Below are 21,476 nucleotides of genomic sequence, written 5' to 3' on the forward strand. Positions count from 1 at the left end.
AACCCGAACACCGCCTCCTACTGGATGGCAACCGACAACCTGGCCGACTGGATCGCCACCCGCGGCTACTCCGCCTGACACACAACAACACAACAACCACGAAGGGCCAGCCCAACCGGGCTGGCCCTTCGTCGCGTCCCGACCCCGATCCGCCGCAGAGGCAGAAGAAGGCTCAGGCCTCGACCCATCCATGCGAACGAGCGTGGTCGACGAGGTGCTGTCGGACCTGCGCGATCTGCCCGCCGGTCAACGAGGGCACGTGCTGGATCAGTACCTCGGTGACCTCGGCGGTGAACTCACGGGGCGTCAGGACGTCGCACAACCCGTCGTCCTCGGCCCCGGTGCTGATCTTCGCCCGTCCGTCGACACTGCCGACCGGGCGTTCGAACCGGGCCGCTGTGGGGGTGCCGAGGACCCGCACCGTCGCCACCTTCGGACCGCGCTCGCTCTGCTCGGCCTCGAACTCCACCTTCATTCCTGGATGTACCAGGTGTCGCTGGTCACCGAAGTCGTTCGCGTGGACGAATACGTCTTCTCCGCCGCCGGCCGGCGCAATGAAGCCGTAGCCACGGACGTCGTCGAACCGCAGGACTCTTCCTACCGCCACCACACACCACCTAAACCGCCCATGCGCCGGCGACGCAACACTGGCGCATCCGCGCCGCCAGCAACAACAAACATCCTTCACTTACCACCCCGCTAGCGGAGCCACCAATACTGTACGTACATCACGGGGCCACGACTAGCCGGTAGTGCCGGATGGCGGCGGGGTGGGTGCGGGCGCTCAGGTCGCGCAAATGGCGAAGGCGCGCACCTTCCAGGTGCTGCTGTAGCCATCCTCGTCCTCGGCGGCGCTCACCGTCACGGCTGTCGAGGAGCTGGCGTACGCGCCGGTCAACCGGACCTGGCCGTCCCCACCCAGGATCTCGGCGCCCACCCCGTGCACCTTCTTGCCCGGCGAACAACTGAGGGTGAGCGACTTGGGCGAGACGGAGTCGTACGCGCTGTCGGTCAGCAACCGCTCGTAACCGGCCGGCTGGTTGGCACACATCGCCCTGCCCTGCACCTGCCAGTTCCCCGCGTAGCCCGTACCGTCCTCGGCACCACCGACCGTGACGCTGCTCGTGTCGATCCGGAGCTGCTCGAGGACCACCTCGCTGTTGGAAGCCCCGTTGACCGCGCCGCCCACACCGAGGGCGACCGTACCGAGCGGACAGGACACCGTGACCCAGTCCGTCGCGTTCGAGGCGAACCCCGTACTACCCGACATCACCTGGAAGCCGGACGGTGCCGGCGCACACAGCGCCGTCGAGGTCACCGACCAGTTCGCGCTGGTGCCCGTCTCGTCCTCCCGCCCCGTCACCGAGAAGCCCGTGCCATCCCAGAGCGGCAGCATGATGTCCATCCCCACCTGGCCGGCCGCACCGGTGACGAACCCGCCACCACCGATGACCGTGGTTCCCGTCGCACACGGGGCGTTCGCCGACTTGGCCACGCTGTTGCTGGCGCTCGTTCCGACGGTACGGGTAAGGCCGGTCACCGCCATCGCCGGTGATACCAGGGCGACCTGGCTCAGCATGACCGCGCTCAGCGCGATGCCCCCGATGACTGCCGGACGGGTACGTCGTCCGACATTCGTTCCTTCTCGCATGGAAGAGGTCCTCTCCTGGCCGCCGGGCGCGGCTGTCCCTGTCACACGGCTCATGTCGGGGCGACACGTCCACGAACTCGTCCGCGCCGCCGCTGTCGGAGACTCACGGTACAAGCGCGCCGGTCTACCCAAACGGCCCTCATTTGCTGTCTGACCTGGGCTTTTCCTGTCAGATACATGGTTTACCGGTTCATGACAGTCGTCTTCTCGATATCGACCCCAGCCGACGGGACGAGAGGACGACGGGACCGGGACCCGGGGACGGGGACGGGGACGGGACGGGCGACGACGGGCAACCGGATCGCAACCGTGGCACAACCACCCGTCCCTACAAAGGTCTCAGTCCTCAACGGGAAAGCCCCGGGACTGCTGGACGAAGGGGAGAGCAACATGTCGAACAGGACGAAGACGCGTGGGGTGGCAGCGGTGCTCGGTGCGGCGGCGACCGTAGCGGCGGTGGGGCTGGCCATCGGCCCATCGGCCCCCGCAGTGGCCGTGGCCGAAGCGGAGGTCGGCTCTGCGGGTGCCTACAAGATCGGGGATGTCACCAGCCTCGCGCCGGGCGCGAGCGTCACCGGCGGCTGGAACAACACCCCCACCTCCCGCTACTACTTCGTCGACGTACGCCCGATCGCGACCACCGTGACGCAACCGTGCACGCTCGAAGTCACCCGGTCGTGGCGCAAGCAGAACTGGAACGCCAACAACACCCGCGAGTTGGAGGTCTACTGGACCGTCAAGAACGTGGGCTCGTACACCTGCGACGGTGACGTCTACCTGTCCTGGGTGAGCAACTGATCGATTTCACCGTTCCGGGCCGGACGAACCGTCCGGCCCGGAACGGTCGGCCGACGCCAGACCGGAGCGGTCAGCCGGTGGCCACCAGCAGCGTCGGCTCGACCGGCAGCAGTTCGGCCACCCGGCCGGGCAGATCGCTCAGTCGATGCCCCTCGCCCCTGGCCCACGCGGCGTAGAACGCCCGGTCGGTCATCGCCCGGTTCAGCTTGCCGACCGTGGCGGCGTGCGCGGCACGTTCCGACCGTGGTACCGGTGCCCCGATCGCGTCCCGGATGGCCGCCGCCGCACCGAGCAGTTCGGCTGCCGCCACCGTTGCACCCCCGTCGGCAGGGACCACCGCTGTCCCGCCACCGTCAGCGAGTACCGCCGCTGCGCCGCCATCGGCGAGGACCGCCGCCATCGCCTCCAACACGCTGGCGGCCCGCCAACGGTCACCCACCGCACAGTGCGTGTCCAGGCTGCGCCGCAGCAGTTCCATGGCCACACCCAACTGGCCGTCCCGGTGTTCCACCAAGCCCACCATGTTCAACGCCCAGGCGATACCTTCCTTGAACTCGAACTCCCGGAACCGGGCCAGTGCGTCCTCGGCCAGCCAACGCGCCCGGGCACCCTGGCTGCGGTAGTAGGCGACGGCAGCCAGGTGGACCCGGGCGGAGGCAACGCCTTCCGGGTCACCGAGCTGGTGGAACTCGGCGAGGGCGGCCTCGACGAGCGGCTCCGCGCGGTCGAGGTCACCGGTGAGCCAACTGGTGAAGCCGGACATCAGCAGGGTGTCCGCGACACCGCGCCGGTCGGCGGCGGCCCGGTAGACGGCCAACGCCTCGGCGTACCGGGAAAGCGATCGAGCCGACCGGCCCTGTTCCCGGTCGACCGACGCCAGCAGACTCATCGACCGGGCACCGCCGGTCTCGTCCCCCAACTCCCGGTGCACGGCGACAGCGCGCTCGCCGTATTCGGTCGCGGCGGCATAGTCGCAGTCGAAGAGCGCCAGGTACGCGGCCGACAGGCAGGCCCGGGCCAACTCGGGTACGGGTTCGTCGCCGGAGGTGGACAGGGCGTCCTCAAGCCATCGCCGACCATCGCGGTACCGCCCCCGCAGATGGCAGTACCGGGCCAGCCCGGCAGCCAGTCGGAGCTGCTCGAGCCGGGATCCGTGCCGGCTGTGCCAGGCCTGGGCAGCCACCAGATTGTCGTGCTCCACCGTGAGCCGGTCGAGCAGTTGTTCAAGCTCGGGACCGTGCAGCTTCCCGTCGACCTCCTCGGCCAGGGCACGGTAGTAGGCCGCGTGACACCGGTACGCCTGCGCCAACTCCTCCGCGGACTCGGACAACCGCACGACGGCGTAGTGCCGGATCGTCTCCAACAGCCGGTAGCGGGCCCGATCCCGACGGCGCTCCATGACCACCAGGGACCGGGCGACGAGGTCGGCCAGTACATCCATCGCGCGTTCGGTCGACGACGGTGCCACCGCTTCCACGGCATCCAGGGTGAAGCCTCCACTGAACACCGCGAGCCGGCGGAACCAGCCCTGCCGTACCGGGCTGAGCAGTTGGTAGCTCCACGCCATCGCCGTATCCAAGGTGTCCTGCCGTCGACGCGTGGCCGGCTGGGCGGTGCGGAGCAGGTCGGGATCACGCAGCCGGTCGGCGATCTCCCGCAGCGTCAGCACCGGGGTCCGGGCGGCGGCGAGTTCGATCGCCAGTGGCAGTCCGTCGAGCCCGGCACAGATCGCCGCCAGCACCGCAGCGTCCGAGTCCCGCAGGTCACGCACCACCGGGACGGCCGTACGGTCAAGGAACAACCGGATCGCGTCGTACCGGCGGGCCTCGGCGAGGCCGCCCGTCATCGATCCGGTGGGAATGGACAGTGGGGCCACCGGATAGACCAGTTCATCCGGCACCCCGAGCGGTTCCCGGCTGGTCGCCAGCACCCGTACCTCGGGGCACCGGCTCAGCAGTGATCCGACCAGCCCGGCACATGCGTCGACGAGGTGCTCGCAGTTGTCCAGCACCAGCAACAGCCGTTCGGTACGCAGGTGCCGCGACAGCGACTCGAACGGGGCGAGGTCGGGCCGTTCCGGGAGCCCGAGGGCGGTCGCTACGGTGGCCGCCACCAGGTCCGGATCGGTCAGGGCGGAGAGTTCGACGAAGCACGGTCCGGGTTCGTCCCCGGTGGTCGCCCCGTCCGCGACCGCGATGGCCAACCGGGTCTTGCCGCATCCCCCGATGCCGGTCAGCGTGACGAGTCGCCGGCTGCCGAGCAGGGCCCGGACCTCCGTGACCTCGGCTTCCCGGCCGATCAGTCTGGTCAGCGGTGCCGGGAGGCGTACGGCGACGGACCCGGCCGACTGGACCGCTACGTCCCGGTCGCCAGCTGTTCCAGTTTCGTCCCCACCCTCGGTGTCTGCGACGTCCCGACCGGCGAGGATCGCCGCTTCCACGTCCCGCAGGCGGCGTCCCGGCTCGATGCCGAGTTCCTCGACCAGTGCGGTCCGGGCCCGGCGGTACGCCCCGAGCGCGTCGCCCTGCCGTCCGGCACGGTACAGCGCGATCATGAGTAGTTCCCAGAGGCGCTCCCGCAACGGCTCCCGTACGACCAGCGCCTCCAACTCGGTGGCCACCCGGGCGTGCTCGCCGAGCGCCAACTCGGCCGTGTAGAGGTCCTCGATCGCGTACCGTCTGGCCTCCTCCCACATGGCGGCCTCCGCCCGGGCCCACTCGCCGATCGGGCAGTCGGCCAGCACGTCCCCCCGCCACAGCCGCAGTGCGGCGCGCAGTGATTCGGCCGCCTCGCTGGTCGCACCGGCACGGAGGGCCCGCCGGCCCCGGGTCACAAGGTCCTCGAAGCGTCGTACGTCGATGTCGACGGCGTCGCCGGCGAGGGCGTATCCGGGCGGTCTCGTCACGATCAGGCTGCTCAGTCCGGCGCTGGTCAGAGCCCGCCTGGCGTACGCGACGTGGGCGTGCAGGGTCTTGGTCGACGATGGCGGCGGGTCTTCGCCCCAGATTCCGTCGATCAGGTACGGCCGGGAGACGACCTCCGGCGCGCGTAGTGCCAACAACCCGAACAGGGTGCGTTGTCGCGGCCCACCCAGTACCACCCGATGGCGCCGACCGGTGTCGTGCCGGACGCTGACCTCCAACGGCCCCAGCAGTCGGATGTCCGCGACGGCCGACGGTCCATCGTCTTCTGCCATGTCGCGCTCCTCCCCCAGGAGGAGAAGAGCACGACATGACGTACGACGCCAGACGCGACCCGGGATGTGTCGCCATGCCGACCGGAGCACCGGGACCATGCCGACCGGGTCAGCGGACGAGGGCCGACCGGGTCAGCGGACGAGGGCCGACCGGGTCAGCGGACGATCTCGCAGCCGGCGGTCGCACCGCCGTCGGCCCCGGGCTCACAGATGTCCCGGTTGAAGTAACGGACGGGGACCTGCTCGTCGCCGTACAGCCGGTCGGTGCCGGCGTCCCCGGAGAGCACGTCGTCGCCGGCGGATCCGACCAGGATGTCGTCGCCGGCGCCACCGGAGAGTTCGTCCGACCGGTCGGTGCCGATGAGCAGGTCGTTCCCGCTGCCCCCGACGAGTTTCTCGACGTCGGTACGGATGGTGTCCCGCTCGTCGAGCGCACCATCGTCACCGGTGACACTGTCGGCGTCCGCGACGACCGGAGTCGTATGGTCGGCATAGCTGACCGTGTCGTAGCCGCTGCCACCGGACATCATGTCGGCCCCTTCGCCACCGACCAGCAGATCACCGAATTCGAAGCCGTAGAGCCGGTCGTCGCCGGCTCCGCCGTAGATGGTGTCCCCGGCGGTGCTGCCGTAGACGATGTCGTTGCCCTCCTGCCCGTACACCATCGTTCCGCGTACGCCCTGCAGGTCGATGACGTCGTCGCCCGCGCCCCCGTACGCCTTGGCGTATGCCGTGGAGGCTTGGATGGCCAGCGTGTCGTCGAGGTCGCCGGTCCAGACCGTGATCACTCCGATCCCAGCCGCCGTGCAGCTCACCTGATGGCTGGTGACCTGGGCGCAGCCGGTGCCGGCAGAAAGTGGCGCCCCGGTGTCGGTGATGACGAATTCGATGCCGTCGAACCGGATGTCTATCCTGTTCGCATATCCCGGTTCTGCCGCATGGACCAGGGTCGTACCGCTGAGGTAGACCGAGCCGCCTGACGCGTACGCCGGCGCCCCACCGGACAGCACGCCCGCAGCAGCCAACCCCAGCGACACGCCAGCGCAGACCATGGTCCTGCGTGGATTCGCAGACAATGCAACCTCCCGTTGTTCCCCCACGGGCGTTTCGCCGCCCGTCACCGGCAGTGCAGCATCGGGCGGTTGTGATTCGGTTGCGTCGCTACGGGTGCCTGCCGCTCGGGCTACGCCAGGCTGGTATGGAGGACTCGCAGGCGGAAGCTGATCTCCTCCCGGATCGACGTGGTATCGGCCTGTCGGGGACCGGGGAAGCCCTCGAAATGGTGGAGCAGGGCATCGCCGATGAGCCAGCCGATCACCTGGACCTGCGCATTCGGGCAGTGGTCTCGCAGGTAGGCGTTGGCCAGCCGACGGTGACGTACGATCGCCGACTGGTTGGCGTCGATAAAGTCGACCAACTGCTCCAGGCTCGTCAGGGTGCCATGGTGCTGCCACTGTCGGAGACAGGGCATGACGTCCGGTTCGACGAACATGATTGCGGCGAGGACGGACCCGGCGTCGTCGGCGGCTTCCCCGTGGAGGGCAACGTCCCAGTGGGCCTGCGCGAAGGCCCGCATCGCGGCGACCTCGGGTGCCGGCCAGGTCGTGAACTCGCCGTAGGCGACGTGATGGTAGAGCAGCTCGACGTCGGGCCAGTTGAAGCCCTCGGTGGCGCCGATCTCCATGATCCGGGGAAGGAAGTGTTTGAGATCGGTGACGCCACCCCAGGTGGTGAGCGAGGAGGCGGCGAAACTACGCAGGTCGTCGGCGCTCAGTTGACGTAGTGGCTGGCTCCGCAGCTGCTGCTCGTCTGCGCTGGTGAAGCAGTGCGGGCAGGGATCCGTCGAGTCGTGCAACGGGTACGCGGCGAAGACCTCGTAGAGCCGTTCGATCGAGTCGTTCAACGCAGCGATCGCCTGGGGCCTGGTCGTGATCCGGGGTCGATGCTGCGGATCAAGGTGCTGCGGGTCCCAGTGTGCGGCATACCGCAGCAGCGACTCGGCGAGGTCCGGATGGCTGGCCGCCCACACGTCGTCGAACAGGAACCACTGCTGGTAGCCGAACTCTTCACTGACGTACATCGCCAGTTGGGCGATGTGCTCGTCGACGTGCAGCAGCGAGCGATCCGGGTCTCGGCCGAATTCGTACTGCTCGACGGAGGTCGTCTGGCCCAGTGCGGCCTCATGGGTTGGCGGAGCCGGCGACTGGGCATTGATACCGAATCCGGGCCAGCGGTTGGCGCGGTCCAGCGCCGCCGTGATGTCCTGCTCGTCCGGGGCTACCAGTGTCCGCAGCACCTGTAGTTCCAGCGGCCACCCACTGCACTCGTCCACTGTCGCCCGGCGCAGGCGGTCGGCGAAGTCGGGCAGCCGTACTCCGGAGAAGGCGGTCGGCACCGGGTGGTCGAAGCTGCATCCGTCGCGGAACGTCAGGAAGACCGCATAGGTGCAGCCGCTACCGTCGCCGCGTACCGTGCTGCGGGCCAACGGCAGGTCGTCGGTGGCGAACGTCCGTTTCGGAGATCCGGCGTCGGTGGGCAGCGGCCACTCGTCGTGCAGCGGGTACGCCCACCGCTGCGGATCCGCTGCGGCCAGGGCGTCGTCGACGAACATGTACGCCAGGTCCACCTCGTCGTCGTCGGTCCTGACCCGCAACGCGTGCCCGTCGAGTCGTAGGTTCGTCGCTGGGTCGCCCTCGATGTAGAGCTGCTCGCCCAGCAGGACGTGCAGCTGTTCCCAGGTCTGCGGCTCGGCCAACCGGTGCTCGACTGCCGCCTCGAAGATCGAGGAAAGGCCGTAGACGTCACCGCCGAGTTCCGCCTCGACCCAGGCACGTGGATCGTCGACCGACCAGCCTCGGCGGAACCAGTCCAGCACGGTCGCGTCGGGCAACCGACGTACCCGCCTACCCAGCGGCCCCTCGTAGTGCGACCGATAGACGAACAGCATGCCGCAGAGGATAGGCCCTGCCGCCGACATCGAGTTCGCATCATCGACGTGACGGCTGACCGACCTCGATCCGGGTGCGCAGGAACCAGTGCAGTACGACGAGTGGAACGATGCCGGCGGGATACCAGGCGACGTCCGTCAGGTCGAACTGCACGCCCAGCACGAGCCGGGCCAACAGGCTCCGCGCCGAGAGAAAAGCTGGGATGCAGGTCAGCTGGGAGAACTCGACGAGCCAGCAGAAACCGATCGCGATCCCGCCGGCCAGCAGCGGGGAGATTCGTGGCCACAGGAACAGCACACCGGTATAGACCATCGATGCGTAGAGGGCGTTGCCCGAGTACTGCTCCAGGCTGCCGTTGCTCTCCAGCCTACCGCTGCTCACGGCGCGGATGGCGAGGGCGACCCCCAGGAGGAGGGCCGCCAGCACCAGCATGAGGAGCCGGAACGTCCGGGGGGAGATCGACATTCCCGCGATGCTAGTCCCCGGATTCCCGCACTCGACCGCTCTGTGCCGTCACCGGATAGCGCACCAGTGCCTCTGCCGGGCCACGGAGGCCGGCGCGGCGCATCCACTCGGCCAGCAGTATCGAGGTCAGCCAGATTCCGATGGCGATTCCGAAGGTGGCGGCGAAGCGATGGTGTTCAGCGCGGCCGGTCCGAGATCCCAGTCGTCGACGAAGGCGGGCGCGTGCGCCAGGGCGATCGCCAACAGCATGAACCCACGCGCCAGGTCCGGGGCCAGGGATCGGACAGCCACACCGGTCGGTGGTGCGGTGGTGAGGGGTCTGGTCATGTCGATCCCCTTCCGGATGAGGGACGGCGACGCCCACGGCCGGAGTCCTCCGGCTCGGTATTCCGGCGGTGGTCGCGTCGCGGGTGCCCGGTACCGCGCGGCACCGGGCACCCGAGGTCGAGCCACCCGTCGAAGGGCACGGCTACGCAGGCCCGAATGGGCGGCTCTGGTTTGTTCTGCTCTCCGCCCTACCCTGAGGCCCTACCCTGAGCTGCCTGCACCGCAGGAGGGGATCGGGACGGATCAGGCGCGGAATAAACCGGCGCGGGGGTCGGGAACTCGTCGTCGTGACGGCGGCCCGCTACGACCTGCTCGACCGCACCGGGGGTCGACCTCGTCGGTCAGCGCGACGAGTCCCGGTTGTACAGCTTCCTGGCCCACAGGTAGCTGGCCAGGGCGATCACGGCGCTCCAGGCGAGCGCCAGCCAGGCACTGTTGCCGATGCCGGTGCCCAGGAGCAGGCCACGGAGGGTCTCCATGACCGGGGTGAAGGGCTGGTATTCGGCGAACCAGCGCACTACGCCGGGCATCGATTCGGTTGGAACGAATCCACTGCCGAGAAACGGCAGCAGGATGAGCGGCATCGGCAGGTTGCTGGCCGTCTCGACGCTCTTGCTCACCAGGCCACAGGTGACCGCGAACCAGACGACCGCGAAGGTGATCGCCACGACCACACCGATGGCGGCGAGCCACTCGACCGGGGTGGCGGTGGGGCGGAAGCCGACGAGCAGGGCGGCCCCGACGACGACAGCCACCGCGAGCATGGCCTGGATCATGCTGCCGATGACGTGGCCGGTCAGCACCGATGGCCGGAAGATCGCCATCGTACGGAACCGGGCGATGATTCCCTCGGTCATGTCCATGGCGACGGATATCGCCGTACCCTGCGCGACACTGGCGATGGTGATCAGGAGGATGCCGGGGGTGATGTAGTTCGCGTATTCCGCCCGACCACCCGAACTGCCGCCGAGGCCAGCACCGATCGTGCCACCGAAGACATAGACGAAGAGCAGCAGGAGGACGACCGGCATACCGATGAGCAGCAGCGTCATCGACGGATAGCGCTGCATACGTCGGAGGTTGCGTCGCAGCATCGTGCTCGAATCACGTACGGCGTAGGCAAGCGTGCTCATCGTGCGGAGACCCTTTCCTTGTCGGGTTGGCCGGTGAGGGCGAGGAAGACGTCGTCGAGGTCCGGGGTGTGTACCGACAGCTCGTCGACCTCGACGGCGGCGTCGTCGAGGCGGCCCAGGAGGGCACGCAGCGACCGGACGCTACCGTCGTGCGGGACGTGCAGGCTGAGGGCGTCGTCGTCACGCGAGACGTGGGTGAGGATCCGGGTGGCCAGGTCCAGTCCGGCGGTGTCGCTGAACCGGAGCCGCACGTGACCGCCGGGAATGCGCCGTTTGAGTTGGTCGGCGGTCCCTTCGGCGACCAGGCGCCCCTGGTCGAGGACGGCGATCCGGTCGGCGAGTTGGTCCGCCTCCTCCAGGTACTGGGTGGTGAGGAAGATGGTCACGCCGCCGCGTACCAGCTCACGGATGATCTGCCACATGGTGCGACGGCTACGCGGGTCCAGACCGGTGGTGGGTTCGTCGAGGAAGATGACGCTCGGGTCCCCGACCAGGGTCATCGCGAGATCGAGCCGGCGACGCATGCCACCGGAGTAGGTGGAGACCGGCTTCCGGGCCGCCTCGACCAGGTCGAACTGTTCGAGCAGCGCGGCGGTACGCCGCCGACGGGTGGCCCGGTCCAGGTGGCGCAGGTTCGCCATCAGGACCATGTTCTCCTCGCCGGTGAGCAGGTTGTCCACGGCGGAGAACTGCCCGGTGACGCCGATCGCGTTACGCACGCCGTCGGGGTCACGGGCAAGGTCGTAACCGGCGATCCGGATGTCACCGGCGTCGGCCCCGATCAGGGTGGAGAGGATCTGTACGGTCGTGGTCTTGCCGGCACCGTTCGGCCCCAGCAGGGCGAAGATCGTTCCGGCCGGCACCGTGAGGTCGATGCCGTCGAGCACGAGCTTCTCGCCGTACGACTTGCGCAGCCCGGTGGCTGTGATCGCGGCGGATTGGATGGGCATGGCCTTTCCTCCAGGTCGTAAAGGTCAGGAGCGGCGGATGATGATGTCGCCGACGTAGGTGTTGGCCCGTACTTCGACGGTTTCGTCGGCGCCTTCCGGGCCGGCCGACACGTCCAGTTCGTTGCGGACGTGTCCGGCGACGGTCTTGAGGTCGAGCCAGGCGGCGGTACCGGCGCGGATGCCGACCTCGAGGTTGCCGGCCGCGGTCTCGAGCGTTACCGCACCACGGGCAACCTCGCCGATGCGTACGCTGCCGTTGGCGGTCTTCGCGGTGACGCCGGCGTGGGCCCGATCGACGACGATCTCGCCGTTCGCCGCGTTGAGGCGCACTTCGCCGCCGGCCTCGCCGATCCAGCTGGCGCCGTTGGAGTTCTTGACCGTCGCCGGGCCGTCGATGCGCCGGACGCGTATTGCCCCGTTGCTGGCGGTGACCTCGGCGCCACCGGTGACGTGGTCGACGACGATGTCCCCGCTGCCGCTCTTCAGGGTCGCCGTGTCGGCCCGGTCGAGTCGGATGTCTCCGTAGCCGGACTTGAACCGGCACTCGCCGAGCCGGCCGGCACACCGGAACTCGCCCATGCCCGTCTCGCCCTGCACCCGCGAGCCTGCCGGTGCCGCGATCGTGACGTCGATGCCTCCGGTACGGCTGAACAGGGAGCCGAGTTTCGGTCCCCGGATCGACAGCTCGCCGTCGGCGTACTCGATTCGGGTCTGTTCGGCGATCTTGCGGTCGGCCTTGCTGGACGCGTCGTTGGGGCGTACGTCGACGGTGGTGTCGGTGCGATCGCTGACGTCGAGCCGCACATTGGCACCTACCAGGCCGAAGCTGAGCGTGACCGAGATCGGTTTGGGAGTGTCGAAGGTCGGCATGTCTGATCCCTACGTCGTGGGCTGCTGGAATGCTGTCGCTGGTGCTGTTGCGGAGTCGTGGTTTCGGTGCGCGGGATTCCGCTGGCGGCGGTTTCGGTGGGGCGGATCAGCGGGCCCAGCCGGTCAGGTGCTGACCGCCGCCGTAACTGTGGCTGCCGCCTTCGGCCCGGCGACCGGGTTCGAGCGCGGCGGCGGTGGCCCGGACGAGCCAGGCGTTGACCGAGAGGCGCTCCCGGGCAGCGGCTTCCTCGACCCTGGCCTTGATGTCGTCGGGCAGACGGAGGTTGATCCGGGACGTGGCCCCCCTGTCCCCGGCGGATACGGCGGTCTCGTCGATCGCAGCCGCTGGGATGGGTGGTGCCTGGTCGTGCGGCGCGGGCCGGTCGGTGGACACCACGGTCACGACGAAGTCCGGCTCCCGCCCCCGCAGGCGCAGGTCGACCGAGCCGGGAGCGAGCTCTCGGGTGATCTCCGCGGCGGCGGCGGACAGCGCCTCCAACAGGGTGAGTCGGATCGCTGATTCCAGTGGAGCGGTAAGGCGTTCGGCCAGGGCCCGGGCTTCGTCCCCGCCAGCCTCGGCGGCGACCGCGAGTTCCCGCCGGAGCAGGTCGACATACGGCGTGAGGTCCATGGTGCCATCATGGCACCATGATGGCACCATCGCAAGCCATCTTGGCTCAGGGTTGGCGCAGATGCCACCACGGGTCTTGCGCGCACTGCGGTCACGCCGATGCGTCGACATTGGGCGCACGGATGGTGACGGTGGCGACGCTTCCAGCACCGGACGGAGTCAGGCCGTCGCCAGACCGCCGCCGTACCCGGGGCCGGGCCGGGCGTACCGGTGATGCCCCCACCGGTCAGTGACCGTCACGGCGGCACGGCGGCACGGCCGGCCGTGGCGATGACCTTGTACCCTACGGTTTCCCCGCAAAGGAGCATGGGGCAACGCATCCACGGCGTCTGTCCGGATTGGAGAAGAAAGTGGCCCCGTACTCGCGCGGGTTCTCCATCCTGCTGCGACAACTACGCACCTGGGGACCGGTGCTGGCCCTCCTCACGGTGGTCGCGGTGTCCGTAGGGATCGTGGCCGTCGGACTACGCTCCTCCCCCACCTCACCGTCTCGGCCGGTGCTGGTCTCCAGTGGATCCTGGGCACCGTTCGTCGGCCCGGAACTGCCCGACGGTGGACCGGTCACCAAGATGGTCGTCGAGGTCCTCAACCGGTCCGGGTACTCCCCCGAGATCAGATACACGTCGTGGTCCCTGGCCGAGAACCAGGTCACCTCCGGCGCCTCCAACGGCGTGTTCCCGCTGGTGGGCAGCAAGTCACGACGTGAGGGCTTCCTGCTCTCCGATCCGCTCATCGACTTCGAGTACGTCCTGTTCTACAACCGCCGCAGCGGCGAGCCGAAGATCTCGTCCGCCGCCGACCTGGGCGCGCTGCGGGTGGGTGGCATCACCGGGTACGAGTACTGGAACGAACTGGAGTCCGCAGTAACCAGCTTCGTACCCTTCGACTCGGCCCTGGAGGGCTTCCAGGCACTGGCCGACGGCCGAATCGACGTACTCGCCGAAGGGTTGCTTCCCGGTCAGGCGGTGCTGGCCAGCCCGGCCTTCACCGCGGACGCGGGAGACTTCGGCTACCTACAGGACAACAATCCACTCGTGCACTCGGTGGAAGGCCTGCACTTCATGATGGCCAACACCGCCGAGGCCAACGCCGTGATGAAACGGTTCAACCGGATGCTGGCGCAGCTACGCCAGACCGATGAGTACAAGGAGATCGTGGAAGGGCTCGAGGCAGCGCCGTTCCGGGAGGTGACCCTGATCCCGGTGGGCGAAACGGGTCTGGTGGAACTGCTCGACGAACACGGAAGACTCGCACTGCTCGCCCCGCGAGGCACCCGGGCACAGGTACTCGCCTGGCCGAAGGAGTTCGTCGACTCCGCCGGCAGGCCGCCCGGGCGAATCCTCGTCAAGGTGAAGATCAGCAACGGTCCGGCGCAGGGACGCGTGATGCACGTCGACGCCCGTACGCTGACGCTCCGGGTGGAGGGGGCATGACCCAGTTACGGATCCTCGCCCCGGTGGTGGTGGACTACTACGCCGTACCCGGAGCGTCGCTGCGCGACCCCACGGGATACGCACGGTTCTGGGCGGAGCAGCAGTCCGACCTGGATGAGCTACTCAGGGACCTGGCCCCTGACGCCGCGGCGGACCCACCGGGCCCGCCCCCCGGCGTGGTGCTCGAGCACACCCGGCCCACCAGCTCGCTGAACCTCTACCGCACCATCAGCGACCACGCCGTGGAACGGACACCCCATGTGCTCACCGGCACGTTGTGCCCGGCCCACCTGCCCGGGGAGTTCGGCGACGCGACCGACAGCCTGCATGCCGGGATCATCGAGATCAGCTTCCGCCTCTTCGACCACGGCGTGATGCTGCTGGAGATGCTGGCGGAGATCGAACCTTCGCTCACCGGACCCACCGAGGCCCTTGCCGCCCGCCTCGACGACCTGCAGGCCGGGGCCGTGGCGATGGGCGAACGGGTGGGACGCGAGATCGTCACCCGGTACCTGGATCCGGTACTCGGCCTGCTCCGACGCGCGGACCGGGACGAGCGGATACTCGCGGCGGCCACCCCCAGGAGTGATCCGGTGACGGCGGAGTTCGGCGAGGCGCTCTGGGTCACCCGCAGTCTCGTCCTCGACCCGGCCGAACCGGGCGCCGAGGAGGTGGTACGGCACTGGGTCAAGGACGTGGTGATGGCCGGGGACGACCGGGCCCCTGCCGACCGGCTGCTGGACGGTGAACTCCACCACCTGGTCCGCTGGTTGAACTACATCTTCATGGACCGGACCGGCGCGGGTGGGCGGATGCTCGCCGGCGATCCGTTCCGCGACCAATGGGACGCGCTGCGCTACGCCCAGGTGTTCTACGGAACGCTGGATCGGATCGACAGCCGGCTGTCGAAGATCCTCGCGGATTCGGCGGCGGCCACCTCCCGGTGGGAGCTCGATCAGCTCAAGGGAAAACTGATCGGGTTGAGCCAGCGTGCTGAGCTGATCATCATGGAACGCCAGGACCTGTCGAAGTACCTCAAACGCGCCGTACGCGTGGAGATGGACGCGATCCTCGCCTTCTGGGACTACGAGGCCCTCCTGGAGCAGCCGGTACGCTTCAAGATCGACACATGCGACCGGCGGCTCGCCGAGCTCGCGGCACGACGTACGGCACGATCCGCGATGTTCACCGACCTCATCCTGTTGGCCATCGCCATGACCTCGGTCCTCGGCACCGCGCTGACGGTCACCGACTTCGGACGCTCGATAGCCAGTGATCCGGACATGGCCGTCTACGACCTGGGTCGCTCCTCCGCAGTGGAATGGTTCGCCTCGCAACCGGCGGACACGATCGTCATAACCTCAGGGGTGGTATCGGTTCTGCTGGTCATCATCTATCTCTTCTTCCGTCGCGACAACAGCTCATGAGAACAGCGCTACGCAGTCGTCCCCTCCGTACGTTCGCCGTCACCCAGTTCCTGCTGGAGGTGCAGTTCTGGTTCCCGGTCTGGCTGATCTATTTGCTGGACCTGGGTATCCCACTGACCACGGCACTGCTGGCCGACGCGGTGTTCCGGATCGTCTCGGTGGCCTGCGAGTTCCCCGTGGGGGTGGTCGCTGACCGGATCGGGCGACGCCGGGCCTACCTGGCCCTCGCCGGCATGACGATGCTGACGTTCGCGGTCATCACGCAGATCCAGTCCGTTCAACTCCTCTTCGCCGCCTGGGTGCTGTGGGGTGTGCTGTGGGCGCTGACGTCCGGGGCAGCCAGCACCTACCTGTACGAGTTGTGCGCGCAGGACGAGTTGAAGATCAGTCCCGCCAAGGCATTCGGCCTGGTACGGGCACTGAGCAACCTCTCCATCCTGCTCTCGCTGCTGGCCGCCGGCTATCTGTACGAAACGGACCCGAGGCTGCCCTTCGCCGTCACCGCCGGCCTGGCGGCAGTGGCGCTCCTGTTGGCGTTCACGCTGCCCGAGATCACCGGTTCCCGGACCGCCACCACGCTCTCCTCCGTACTGGGTGACATCCGACGGGCCATCACCCTGACCGAGGTACGCCAGGCCGTCCAGTTGGGCATCCTGCTCCTTATGTTCGGCTGGAGTGCCCGCATCCTGTTCCAACCGATGGCGCTGGAACTGGGCCTGTCCGCGCGGGTCACCGGATGGATGTACGCGGCGTTCGCCGCCGCCTCGGTGCTGGGTGGGTTGGCGGCCGGGTATCTGGCCACGTCGCACCGCCGGACAGCCCTGGCCTCAGCGTTCGCGCTCATCCTCGTCGCGCTGGCGGCCACCAGTCAGCTGACCTGGCTGGCCCCGTTCCTCTTCCTACCGGTGATGGGCTTCGGCTATGCCCTGGGCATGACGGTGCTGGAGGTGTTCACCAACGAGGTCACCCCCCGGGCCGTCCGGGCCACGATCTTCGGCACGGTCACCTGCATCGCCGGGATCGGCATCGCCGTCGGCCGCCCCGGACTCGGGGCCCTGGCGGACCGGTACTCCACGTCGTTCGCTGCCGGGCTGTGGGCAGCCCTCGGACTGCTGGTGGTGGGACTGGCCGTTCTGGTGATCCGCCGGATCCCGCTCGGACAGGTACATCGCGAGCACGCGGATCTGTCGACCAGCAGCCAGCACCCCTCGAACGCGGGTGACCAGGCCGTACGCTGAGCTGGAATCGCGCTACCGGCCAGCCCCCACCATCGAATCGCCCTTCTCCTGTTGACAGTCGCCACCGCCGAGCAGACCGACGACCCTCACGAGAAGCGTTCGATCGTGACGGGAATGAGCCCCTGCCTGCGCATCTCGGCCGTCAGCTCCCGCAGCAGCGGCCCGATCGTGTCGTCACACCCGCTGGCCAGGTTCGCGGTCACGTCGAGACACCAGGCGGAACCGAGACTGATCCGGCGCAGGTCCCAGCTGAAGGCGTCCGCGCCAACGCGGCGGTACGCGGTGCCGATGACCCTGGTCCGTGGATCAGCGGCGTCGTCGGCAACCGTCATCTGCCAGGTGACCCGCAGGTTCACCAGCCCCTGGCCACCTGGCCCGTTGGCGAACAGGATCCGGTGGACCCGGGTCTCGTGGAAACCGGGGGTGACCTGCCCGGGGCCCAGCCGCAGCGGCGCCGAAGTGGCCAGTGGCTGACCGTCGCGGAAGTAGCTGCGCAACACGTCCTCATCGGGCAACTCGCCCCCGCCGAGCCGACCGTAGACGGCTTCGGCCTCGGGCCGGGAAGCGACGACCACTCGACCACGCAGGTCCGCGTCGACGCGTACGCCACGGCTGAAGGCGGACGCACTCTGCCAGCGGCGATCGCTCACGGCCCACCCGGCACTGTTGAGCAGAACCGCCGTATGGTCCTCGTCGAGCACGAACTCCTCGACGAGGAGGCCCTCTGGTTGCGTGGGCTGGTCACCGTACGGGCGCTGGGGGTGGATCAGGTAGTAGTCCAGCAACGCCTGCGAAACCGTGGCGGCCGACAGCGTGGCGGCCGACAGCGTCGCGGCCCCGCCGGATCGGCGTACGACATCGGACCCGGTCCGCTGGTCGTCATGCCCGCCCTGTCCGTCGCGCAGTGTCGTCACGTCGAGCATTCTCGGTCACCGACACCCGTCACGCCCGCGCGACTCGCGGGACCGCCCGGGATGCCGATGGCCAGACAGCAGCGGACGAAGTCCCGGACCACGGGGTTGGTGTCGTCGGTGGTTGCCCAGGCGACACCAACCCGGCTGGGGCTGACCCCGCTGACCGGCCGATACGTGACGCCGGGGCGGGCATAGAAGCGAGCCGACGATTCCGGGGCGAGGGCGATGCCGTAGCCATTGGCGATCGCGCTGAGCCAGTCATCGGGCTGATCGGTGACCGCGCCGATGCGGACCGGGTGGCCGTCACGTTCGTCGCTGGCCAACCAGTAGTCCCGCCACCGTCCGGTTTCGGGTGGAGCCGCCACGAACGGCTCGTCCCACAGATCCCGGAAGGGAATCAGTTCACCCGCGGCAAGGGGATGTGCCGTGGGAAGCGCCACCCAGCGGGGCTCGGTGAACAACTCCTCCACCCGAAGCTCATCCTGGCCGGGAAAGGGCAACCGCAGCAGGGCGGCGTCGACGTCCCCGGTGGCCAGTCCGGCGGTCGGGTCCGTCCAGGTGGCCTGGCGCATGTCCACCCGCCAGCCCGGCCGGCATCGTACGAACGCCGCGATGATGTCCTGGGTTCCTTCGTTGGCGGCGCTGGCCACGAACCCGATCCGCAGTACCCGGGCTGCCTGGCTGGCAGTGCTCCTGGTCTGCCGGAGCAGCTGATCCCAGTCGGCCAGCAGGCCGGGCACCCGTTCCGCCAGGACCCGGCCGGGCTCAGTAAGACTCATACCGGCCCGGGACCGCGTGAACAACTGCACACCGAGCTGGCCTTCCAACTGCTTGATCTGCTTTGTCAGCGCCGGCTGGGACACGAACAGGCGTTCTGCGGCATGGGTCAGGCTCCCGTCTTCCGCCACGGCGATGAAGTAACGCAACAGCCGGGTGTCAACATCCATTCCAGCAGGTTATAGATGCAGGTATTGGACGTGAAAGGGCTTCTCGGTGAGGCTCGTGGTGGCCAGTCGACAGCGACTCGCCAATGCCCACAATCCACGGACTTGGCAGGTCGTACATGTTCATCGCATACGTATCCGTCACCGTCGTCACGATCCTGGCCAACGGTGGAATCGCCATCGCCGACTTCGCGAGAGCCAGGTTCGTCCTCGCCAACTCGGCTGAGGTGGATGTCCCGCCGTCCTGGATCCCGTTGTTGGCCACGCTCAAGGTAGCCGGGGCTGTCGGCCTACTAGTCGGACTTCTGGGTGCCCGATTCATCGGCATCGCCGCCGCAATCGGACTTGTCCTGTTCTTCATCGGTGCCGTAGTCGCGCATATCCGCGCCCGCGTGTTCCACAACATTGCGTTCCCTGGCGCGTACCTGGCGCTGGCCACAGCATCTCTCGTACTTGCCATCGCGAGATGACCACTAGGACGATCGAGGTGGAGCTGTGCTGATGACCGCACAGCGCCAACCCGGTGGAACGGTGCCGGCTGGCAGGTGGCTGAATCAGGCGAAGTCGTAGACGGTTACGGCGACGCCACGTTCGCAGAGCGTACGGACGATGATCGGCTCGATCCGTTGCCAGCTACCACCGGCAAGCCCGCAACCGATACGCGGCATGTGCACTGACGCCTCCAGGGCGAGCACCTGATCACAAAGTGCCACGAGGCAGCGTTCGACGGCGTCGTAGCGGATCGGTGGCCCGTTGCTGCCGGTCCTGATGCCCCGTTGGCCGACCATGTTCGCCACCCAGACATCGGGGTCGACCCGGACCAGGCGCGTCGCTCCGAGCCCGAAGTCGTTGCCGGCCCGGCCCCGGTGCCATGCGCGGAAGTCCCGCTCGGGCTCGGACCACCGTTTGGAGATCGCCAGCACGAAGCCCTTGCCCCAGCCGCCGAGGTCGTTGCAGATGTGCGCGATCACCTTCGGCCCCTTGGCCTGCGGGCTGGTCGCATCGCCCTTGATGATCCGCAGCATGGTCACGGCAGCGAGTATGCCCGCCCGGTACGACAGCACCAGCAGGAAACGGAGCAGTCCGACGAGGTTGAGGCCGGTCTGGATCTGACGGTCGGTGGCGCAGCGCGGTGCACTGCACGGAACCTCCGTCCGTTCAGCGCACGGGGTCGTGGGTGCCCCGCGACACCTCGGGACGACAGCGACGTACCCGCTCGGCGGCCATCCGACCCCCGACCGCCAGCCCGTACCGTTCCACCGCAGTCAGTCCGTACGCCCCGCATGTCGGGGTGAACCGACACTGCCCCGGCCAGTGCGGTGACAGCCATTTGCGGTAACCCCGGATGGCCGCCGATCCCGCCCGGTCCAGTACCGGCGCCCGGGTGGCCACCGCCGCAGCCGAGCCCAGCGTCAGCAGTGTGGAGAACAGGCCCAGACCGCCGCAGTCGCAGTCGCAGCAACCGTCGGGGTTCCTGGACCGGTACGTCTTCGCGAACCGGTCCTGCTGCCTCCGGTTCTCCCGGGCCCTCTCCCACATGCGCTTGAGCATGGCCATCATGATCCACCACTGCGGCGACCGATAGCTGATCAGATCCCCGACGGTGTGCAACAGTGTCAGACACGGCTATCCGCTACCCAGTCGCTGGAGGATCACGGGCAATGGCAACGTACGTGTTGATCCCCCCTGCGGGCAGCGGCCCCTGGTACTGGCACCTGTTGGCGGCACAGCTACGCGAACGGGGACACGATGTGGTGACCGTCGACCTGCCCTGCGACGACGACTCTGCGGGGTTGGTGGAGTACGCGGACGCGGCGGTCCGGGCGATCGGGGACCGCACCGAGCTCGTCGTCGTCGCCCAGTCGTTCGGGGCGTTCACCGGTCCGCTGGTGTGCGACCGGGTCCAGGCGGATCTGCTCGTACTGCTGACGCCGATGGTGCCCTTGCCCGGCGAACCGCCAGGCCAATGGTGGGGCAACACCGGCTACGAACAGGTGAGACGGGCCCAGGCGGAACGCGAGGGCTGGTCACCGGAGGAGAGCGACGATCCCCGGGTCATCTTCTTCCACGAACTGCCGCCACGGCTGATCGAGGAGGCCGCGAGCCGGGCCCGGGACCAGTCCGGTACTCCGTTCGAGAAGCCCTGGCCGCTCGACACCTGGCCGAACGTGCCGACCCGGGCGCTGCTCTGTCGTGGTGACCGGTTCTTCCCGATCGAGTTCCTGCGGGACCTGGTGTCCAGTCGGCTGGGCATCACCCCGGACGAGATGGACGGTGGCCACCCGGTCGCCCTGGGTCGGCCGCAGGAGTTGGCCGAACGGCTGGAGGCGATCCGCCAGGACGTTTGCGGGGTCGACTCGACCCGTACCTGACCGCCGGGGCGGGAACCCGTCGCAGGACGCCGTACTCGACCAGCCAGGTGACCGCCGACTGCCGACCCGGGTGTGCCCTGGTGACAACCGTGCGCCGCCACGCCAGCGACGGCACGGTCAAGCGGTTCGGCAGGGATTACCACGGCATCCGTCGAATACGGTATGACCAGGTCATCCTT

The 21,476-nt window shown here is 68.5% G+C and carries 21 protein-coding genes; 6 read left to right on the top strand and 15 right to left on the bottom strand.

Features of this window, described 5'->3' with window-relative positions; translation table 11 throughout:
• Positions 1-172: 172 nt before the first annotated feature.
• Together ACFQ4H_RS16810 and ACFQ4H_RS16815 are read right to left on the bottom strand one after the other, a co-directional pair.
• On the bottom strand, positions 173-610 hold the full coding sequence (locus ACFQ4H_RS16810; RefSeq protein ID WP_377571915.1) for a cold-shock protein: 438 nt from the start codon (positions 608-610) through the stop codon (positions 173-175).
• 174 nt (positions 611-784) lie between these two features.
• Positions 785-1,651, bottom strand: a complete 867-nt coding sequence (locus tag ACFQ4H_RS16815; RefSeq protein WP_377571916.1) for a hypothetical protein — start codon at positions 1,649-1,651, stop codon at positions 785-787.
• A 390-nt stretch (positions 1,652-2,041) separates the two neighbouring features.
• On the opposite strand from ACFQ4H_RS16815, the gene ACFQ4H_RS16820 reads away from it, so the two are divergent.
• Positions 2,042-2,449, top strand: coding sequence for a hypothetical protein (locus tag ACFQ4H_RS16820; RefSeq protein ID WP_377571917.1), 408 nt, complete (start codon positions 2,042-2,044; stop codon positions 2,447-2,449).
• Between the two features lie 70 nt (positions 2,450-2,519).
• Here ACFQ4H_RS16820 and ACFQ4H_RS16825 read toward each other — a convergent pair whose 3' ends face one another.
• From ACFQ4H_RS16825 to ACFQ4H_RS16865, 9 genes are all read right to left on the bottom strand, one after another.
• Complete coding sequence (locus ACFQ4H_RS16825) at positions 2,520-5,645, bottom strand: BTAD domain-containing putative transcriptional regulator (RefSeq protein WP_377571918.1); 3,126 nt, start codon at positions 5,643-5,645, stop codon at positions 2,520-2,522.
• 155 nt (positions 5,646-5,800) lie between these two features.
• Positions 5,801-6,721, bottom strand: coding sequence for a calcium-binding protein (locus ACFQ4H_RS16830; protein WP_377571919.1), 921 nt, complete (start codon positions 6,719-6,721; stop codon positions 5,801-5,803).
• 107 nt (positions 6,722-6,828) lie between these two features.
• Positions 6,829-8,592, bottom strand: a complete 1,764-nt coding sequence (locus ACFQ4H_RS16835; RefSeq protein WP_377571920.1) for a hypothetical protein — start codon at positions 8,590-8,592, stop codon at positions 6,829-6,831.
• 40 nt (positions 8,593-8,632) lie between these two features.
• Positions 8,633-9,058 carry a ribosomal maturation YjgA family protein gene (locus tag ACFQ4H_RS16840; protein ID WP_377571921.1) on the bottom strand — a complete coding sequence of 142 codons (426 nt, stop codon included), beginning with the start codon at positions 9,056-9,058 and terminating at the stop codon, positions 8,633-8,635.
• Positions 9,059-9,184: 126 nt separating this feature from the next.
• Positions 9,185-9,385 (bottom strand): hypothetical protein, encoded by a 201-nt coding sequence (locus tag ACFQ4H_RS16845; RefSeq protein WP_377571922.1) that lies wholly within the window; start codon positions 9,383-9,385, stop codon positions 9,185-9,187.
• Between the two features lie 341 nt (positions 9,386-9,726).
• Positions 9,727-10,518: an ABC transporter permease gene (locus tag ACFQ4H_RS16850; RefSeq protein ID WP_377571923.1), complete on the bottom strand. Its 792-nt coding sequence runs from the start codon at positions 10,516-10,518 to the stop codon at positions 9,727-9,729.
• Positions 10,515-11,468 carry an ATP-binding cassette domain-containing protein gene (locus ACFQ4H_RS16855; protein ID WP_377571924.1) on the bottom strand — a complete coding sequence of 318 codons (954 nt, stop codon included), beginning with the start codon at positions 11,466-11,468 and terminating at the stop codon, positions 10,515-10,517. Before ACFQ4H_RS16855 ends, ACFQ4H_RS16850 begins: the two co-directional genes overlap by 4 nt.
• A 24-nt stretch (positions 11,469-11,492) precedes the next feature.
• On the bottom strand, positions 11,493-12,338 hold the full coding sequence (locus ACFQ4H_RS16860) for a DUF4097 family beta strand repeat-containing protein (protein WP_377571925.1): 846 nt from the start codon (positions 12,336-12,338) through the stop codon (positions 11,493-11,495).
• Between the two features lie 106 nt (positions 12,339-12,444).
• Positions 12,445-12,969 carry a toxin-antitoxin system HicB family antitoxin gene (locus tag ACFQ4H_RS16865; RefSeq protein ID WP_377571926.1) on the bottom strand — a complete coding sequence of 175 codons (525 nt, stop codon included), beginning with the start codon at positions 12,967-12,969 and terminating at the stop codon, positions 12,445-12,447.
• A gap of 350 nt (positions 12,970-13,319) precedes the next feature.
• Between ACFQ4H_RS16865 and ACFQ4H_RS16870 the strand changes: the two genes are divergently transcribed.
• Genes ACFQ4H_RS16870 through ACFQ4H_RS16880 form a run of 3 tightly spaced genes read left to right on the top strand, consistent with a single transcriptional unit; the run spans position 13,320 to position 17,067 of the window.
• Entirely contained in the window at positions 13,320-14,402 is a 1,083-nt protein-coding gene (locus ACFQ4H_RS16870) for a substrate-binding periplasmic protein (RefSeq protein WP_377571927.1), read from the top strand.
• Positions 14,399-15,829, top strand: coding sequence for a hypothetical protein (locus ACFQ4H_RS16875; protein WP_377571928.1), 1,431 nt, complete (start codon positions 14,399-14,401; stop codon positions 15,827-15,829). The genes ACFQ4H_RS16870 and ACFQ4H_RS16875 overlap by 4 nt, the downstream gene beginning before the upstream one ends.
• Positions 15,826-17,067 carry an MFS transporter gene (locus ACFQ4H_RS16880; RefSeq protein ID WP_377571929.1) on the top strand — a complete coding sequence of 414 codons (1,242 nt, stop codon included), beginning with the start codon at positions 15,826-15,828 and terminating at the stop codon, positions 17,065-17,067. Before ACFQ4H_RS16875 ends, ACFQ4H_RS16880 begins: the two co-directional genes overlap by 4 nt.
• An 86-nt stretch (positions 17,068-17,153) precedes the next feature.
• Here ACFQ4H_RS16880 and ACFQ4H_RS16885 read toward each other — a convergent pair whose 3' ends face one another.
• Positions 17,154-17,981 (bottom strand): hypothetical protein, encoded by an 828-nt coding sequence (locus ACFQ4H_RS16885; RefSeq protein WP_377571930.1) that lies wholly within the window; start codon positions 17,979-17,981, stop codon positions 17,154-17,156.
• Positions 17,978-18,928: a LysR family transcriptional regulator gene (locus ACFQ4H_RS16890; protein WP_377571931.1), complete on the bottom strand. Its 951-nt coding sequence runs from the start codon at positions 18,926-18,928 to the stop codon at positions 17,978-17,980. The genes ACFQ4H_RS16885 and ACFQ4H_RS16890 overlap by 4 nt, the downstream gene beginning before the upstream one ends.
• A 116-nt stretch (positions 18,929-19,044) precedes the next feature.
• Between ACFQ4H_RS16890 and ACFQ4H_RS16895 the strand changes: the two genes are divergently transcribed.
• Complete coding sequence (locus ACFQ4H_RS16895) at positions 19,045-19,395, top strand: DoxX family protein (RefSeq protein ID WP_377571932.1); 351 nt, start codon at positions 19,045-19,047, stop codon at positions 19,393-19,395.
• A gap of 84 nt (positions 19,396-19,479) precedes the next feature.
• Here the strand turns inward: ACFQ4H_RS16895 and ACFQ4H_RS16900 are convergent, their stop codons facing one another.
• Complete coding sequence (locus ACFQ4H_RS16900; protein WP_377571993.1) at positions 19,480-19,950, bottom strand: macro domain-containing protein; 471 nt, start codon at positions 19,948-19,950, stop codon at positions 19,480-19,482.
• A 133-nt stretch (positions 19,951-20,083) separates the two neighbouring features.
• Positions 20,084-20,476, bottom strand: coding sequence for a membrane protein insertion efficiency factor YidD (yidD, locus tag ACFQ4H_RS16905; RefSeq protein WP_377571933.1), 393 nt, complete (start codon positions 20,474-20,476; stop codon positions 20,084-20,086).
• A gap of 110 nt (positions 20,477-20,586) precedes the next feature.
• Here yidD and ACFQ4H_RS16910 point away from each other — a divergent pair, with 110 nt between their 5' ends.
• Positions 20,587-21,297, top strand: coding sequence for an alpha/beta hydrolase (locus ACFQ4H_RS16910; RefSeq protein WP_377571934.1), 711 nt, complete (start codon positions 20,587-20,589; stop codon positions 21,295-21,297).
• Positions 21,298-21,476 lie beyond the last annotated feature (179 nt).

Source organism: Micromonospora sonneratiae (assembly GCF_042679305.1).
Classification (GTDB): Bacteria; Actinomycetota; Actinomycetes; order Mycobacteriales; family Micromonosporaceae; genus Micromonospora_H; species Micromonospora_H sonneratiae.